Consider the following 1,547-nt stretch of genomic DNA (forward strand, 5'->3'; position numbering starts at 1 on the left):
CATTTGAGCAAATGCACTTACAATAAGATCTATTTTTTTATAAGGCACAAATCTTGAACAAGTAACATAGTAGTCTTTTTTTTCATAAACAGGTAAAAAATCCTCAGTTGCAACGTTAGGATATATAACAGTACTTTCTCTGCCGTAAATTTTCTGTATGCGTTTACCTATATACTTTGAATTAGCAATGAAATGATCTACCCGATTTGTACTAATAATATCCCATTGTCTTATACGGTGTAGCAGATACTTTGCAATAAAGCCTTTTATCCCTTTATTTAATCCAGTTTCCTTTAAATACTGGTGATGCAAATCCCAGGCATACCTTATAGGCGAGTGACAATAGCAAATATGCACTTGATTTGAATTGGTTAAAACACCTTTTGCTACAGCATGGGAAGAGGAAATGATAAGATCATAACCTGACAAGTCAAATTGTTCAATAGCTAAGGGGAACAAGGGTAAATATGAGCGGTATTTATTTCTCGCAAATGGAAGATTTTGAATAAAGGAGGTTGTTACCCTATGCCCCGAAAGTTTCAGCGTTTTTATGGTCTCATCCCGTGCAACGAGTGTATAAATATCTGCATCAGGGAAAAGTGATGCAATTTCTTTAAAAACGTTTTCGGAGCCTCCTATAACAGTAAGCCATTCATGTACTAATGCAACTTTCAAATTCTAATTATTTAATAACATTATGTAGTTAATCAATTGTTTAGCAGAGGTATCCCAACTAAACCTATTTATATTTTGTTTACCTCTTATAATAAGATCATTACGCAAAGCTTCATTTTTAACCAGCATACTTATCCCCTTTGAAATATCCTCTGCCGACTGCGGATTTACGTAAACACTGGCATCACCACAAACCTCACGCAAACTTTCAATATCAGAAACTACAGCAGGACACCCGTAAGCCATTGCCTCTAACGGCGGGATTCCAAAACCCTCATACAAACTTGGGTAAACAAATATTAATGCGTTTGTATACAACCTTGCGAGTTCTCCATCATCCACCCTACCTAAAAAAACAATGTCATCATGCGTTCTTAGCTCATTGTTATCGCCGTTGTTAAAAATAGTATTCACGTCGCCGGCAATTATAAGTTTATAATCCTTATCGGTTATAAGTTTGAATGCGGCAATTAAACTTGAAAGATTTTTTCTTTTGTCAATTGATCCCACAACCAGGATATATCTGCCATGATCTGTTCCGTAAGGGGCTGGAGTTTCAAGACTCGACACGCTATTGTAAATTACCTTAATATTTTCAGAATTAATATGAAGATGTTTTACAATTTCTTTTTTTGAAAATTGGCTTACGGTGAAAATCAGTTTCGCCTTTTGACTGATACGCGGTATTAAAAATTTGTAGAACCTGACAAATTTTTCACTAAACCATTCGGGATTAATAAGAAAAGAAACGTCATGTATTGTTATAACCTGGTTTTTATATAATAAAGGGGCCACATTACATAAATTAATAAGTAACGGCTTACTTGATTTAACAAGAAATAATGGCAAATCTACCTGTTCCCATATTATTC

At 34.6% G+C, this 1,547-nt stretch carries 2 protein-coding genes; both read right to left on the reverse strand.

What is annotated here, in order from left to right; genetic code table 11:
* Positions 1 to 675 (reverse strand): glycosyltransferase (locus AC1DQW_RS27560; protein ID WP_477456997.1); only part of this gene is annotated, 675 nt, incomplete at its 3' end.
* Positions 676 to 678: 3 nt separating this feature from the next.
* The coding region (locus AC1DQW_RS27565) for a glycosyltransferase family 4 protein (protein WP_477456998.1) at positions 679 to 1,547 on the reverse strand (869 nt) is incomplete at its 5' end.

This window comes from Mucilaginibacter sp. P5_A4, from assembly GCF_056400605.1.